The 3,187-nt window shown below is 67.2% G+C and carries 3 protein-coding genes; all 3 read right to left on the bottom strand.

All coding sequences use genetic code 11. From position 1 onward, the window contains the following. Window positions 1–92: 92 nt before the first annotated feature. The 3 genes from FVW27_RS11350 to FVW27_RS11360 all read right to left on the bottom strand — a co-directional run bounded on the left by FVW27_RS11350 (window position 93) and on the right by FVW27_RS11360 (window position 2,792). A complete protein-coding gene (locus FVW27_RS11350; RefSeq protein ID WP_167125212.1) occupies window positions 93–845 on the bottom strand; it encodes an RrF2 family transcriptional regulator in 753 nt (250 codons plus the stop codon). 410 nt (window positions 846–1,255) lie between these two features. Continuing rightward, entirely contained in the window at window positions 1,256–1,714 is a 459-nt protein-coding gene (locus tag FVW27_RS11355; protein WP_167125214.1) for an RrF2 family transcriptional regulator, read from the bottom strand. Between the two features lie 268 nt (window positions 1,715–1,982). Further along, entirely contained in the window at window positions 1,983–2,792 is an 810-nt protein-coding gene (locus tag FVW27_RS11360; RefSeq protein ID WP_167125216.1) for an HD-GYP domain-containing protein, read from the bottom strand. Between the last annotated feature and the right edge of the window lie 395 nt (window positions 2,793–3,187).

A 3,187-nucleotide genomic window follows, 5' to 3' on the forward strand; every position in this document is an offset into this window, starting at 1 on the left:
GGAAGCCGTGCCGCCCGTCCCGGCGGTCATTGCGGCCATGGCAACCTCCCGTGCTGCCGCCCCGAGCGACCCACGCACCGGGCCGCCCACGGTCAGGACACGCGGACTGGCCGGGTTCGCGGAGAACCGGAGCGTTCCGCATCCTCCTGCCCGTCCGGATCGCCCCGTCCAACTGGTCCGGCTGGTCCGGCTGGTCCGGCTGGGCCAATTGGCCCGGCTGGCCCGTCCAGCCCCACCGGGCCTTCCGGTTCGCACGGCTCCGAAACGCGTTGCGGTGCAACAGTGGCGGGGCACCCCGCCGTCCCCTGTCCGCCGAGCGTCCCCGGTCCTGCCACGGCAGCCGGTTCCGCAAGCCCATCCAACGCCCGCAGTTCCCGCTCCGCCTCCTGGCGGTGTTCGTCAACGGTGCCGGGACACCAGTCGCCGAACTTCACCCCCTGGTCCACGTAGCGCAGCAGTTCGCCAAAGGTGATGGCGTCCAGCCGGGCGAACATGGCCCGGCTGCACTCCTTCCAGACCATGCGCGTGAGGCAGCCGGGGGCATGGGTGCAGTTTTCCTCGTCGCGGCCGCAACCCACCATTTCCGCCCCGCCTTCCAGCACGCGCACCACGTCGCCCACGGAAATGTCGTCTGGCGAGCGTCCCAGACGGTGCCCTCCGTTGGGCCCGCGCTGGCTCATCAGCAGGCCCGCCTCTTTCAGCGAACGGCTGATCTTTTCCAGATACTTCTGCGATACATCCAGCCGACGCGCCACGTCACGCATCAGCACCGGCCCCAGACGGCTGTGCTGGGCGATGTCCAGCATCATTCGCGTGCCGTAGCGGCTGTTGGTCAGCAATCGCATGCCCTGTCCCCTCGGTTGGCGATCTCGTCGCGGCCCTTCACGAAACCCCACACGCCCGTGCATGCCGCATGCGCGCACGCAGCAGCCGTCGCATCCGCATGCATGCGGGCAACGGCAGGCACTTCATGCGCGCTGCCGTACCATAGCATACCGAAATGGTATATTCAACAACATCGCACAACTAACGCATTCACTCCACATCAGGGCAATCCGGATTGAACGAATTGCCACGCTCAAAATCCACATTGCGTGTCGCAACACGGATACATCAAACCACACCGCACCATGTGCGTCCTGTTGCATGAAAATGAAAAGGCGCCTCGCCTGTACGGGCGGGGCGCCATTGTCTGCAAAAACGTCCGGGAGGGGGATACGGCGAAAGGGAACGGATGCCGCGCCCCCGGGGCGGGTCAGGCATCCGGCCTGTCCGCGAGGGCGGTGCCATCATGCGTCGGGTCGGGGTCCGTCAGGTCGGGCAGCCCCTTGGCCAGGTCATCCAGGGTGATCGAATCCAGCGCGGATTCCACGGCATCGGCGGCGCGCGTCCAGCCAAGGCAGGTCAGCCTGTCGCCGGGAGTGGCGGGCAGGGCGCAGTGCTCCGCGATGCGGATGCCGCCCTCCATCAGCCGTACCACCGTGCCCAGGGATATCCTGGCGGGCGGCAAGGCAAGCCGGTGGCCGCCCATGGCCCCTCGCGCGCTGGCCGTAAGGCCGGCGCGGCGCAGATCCTTGAGTATCTGCTCCAGAAACTGGACGCTGATGTCCGTGTGGCGCGACAGCGCTGTGGTGGTCAGCGGTCCCTCGGTGCCGTGCACCGCAAGGGCCACCAGCACCCGTGCGGCATAGCGCGTTCTGGCGGTAAGCTTCATGCCGTTTCAGGGTCTCCCGTTGCGGCGGCGCGCGATGTTGCGCCCCGTCCGCTGCGGTACACCTACACCATGCCAGCACGGCATTCAACACCATTAGTCAAAATCGGAACACTCCACCATTGCGGCGTGCACACCGGAGAACTGTTGTATCAGACCATTTCCATCCAGGATGTTTTCAATCCGGAACAATGTTCCGCAAAAGAAACCGCCTGAAACAGTTTTCCACGTGCCGCCTTCCGCCGTCATCCCCGATCCGCATGGGAGAGCTTCATCCGGTTTGCTCACCGGTGCGGAGGGTGGAACATACCCCGTCCCGTGCGGCCCACAGGTCCGCCGCAATGCCCAGAAAGGCGTCCAGAGGCCTGGGATCGAAGTGGGTGCCCCGCCCTTCGCGCATGATGCCTATGGCCTTGTCGAATTCGAAGGCGGGTTTGTAGGGCCGCTTGCTGGTCAGCGCGTCGAACACGTCGGCCACGGCCACGATGCGCCCCTCGAGCGGAATGGCGTCGCCTGAAAGGCCGCGCGGATAGCCGCCGCCGTCCCAACGTTCGTGATGGGTACCCGCGATGGAGGCGGCAACGCGCACCATCCGCGACGAGGAGGCCGACAGGATATTCTCGCCGATGACGGCATGCTGCTGCATCACCGCGAATTCCTCGGGCGTTAGCCTGCCCGGCTTCAGCAGGATGACGTCGGGCGTGCCGATCTTGCCCACGTCGTGCATGGGCGCGGCCACGCGCAGGTCGCGCAGCCTGTCGGCGGGCATGCCCAGCGCGGCGGCTATGCCTTCGCTGTAGAAGGCCATGCGCAGGATGTGGTCGCCGGTGTCGTCGTCCTTGTAGGCGGCGGCCAGGGTGAGCCGGTTCAGGGTATCCAGGTACGAGCGTTCCAACTCCGCGCGCGAGGCGCGCAGGTCGAGCACGGTACGCCCCAGGTCGTCGGCAAAGGCGCGCAACTGTCCGTGGGCCAGGCGCAGTTGCTCGCGCGTTTCCTCCATGGCCGAGCAGGCATCTTCCGCCGCCCCCTCAAGGGACTTCCGTTCGGGGTGCCGTGGATCGTGCGAGGTGTCCTGCGTCATGTTGTCCTCCCGCGCTGTGCGCCCGGTGTGCGTGGCCAAGCGATGGTGAATGCCGCTTGCCGTTCCCATGGCGCCGCACCGTGCGGTGGCATTCTTCGCGTTCTTTCCCTGTGGCCGCGCCGGGCATCGAGCAAGTGCCCGTGCGGGACCCGGCGTGACAAACCATGACGCCCGCGCCGGTCAATGCTCTCCACTTGCCGTTCCCCTGTGGCCGCGCCGGGCATCCAGCAAGTGCCCGTGCGGGACCCGGCGGGACAAACCATGACGGCCGCGCCGGTCAATGCTCTCCACTCCCCGTTTCCCCGTGGCCGCGCCGGGTTTCGAGCGGGTGCTCGTGCGGGACCCGGCGCGGCCTGGGTCGGGGGTTGGTCAGCTCCGGGGCGGGTGGGCCGCAC

Origin of the sequence: Nitratidesulfovibrio liaohensis, from assembly GCF_011682075.1 — a bacterium.
Classification (GTDB): Bacteria; Desulfobacterota; Desulfovibrionia; order Desulfovibrionales; family Desulfovibrionaceae; genus Cupidesulfovibrio; species Cupidesulfovibrio liaohensis.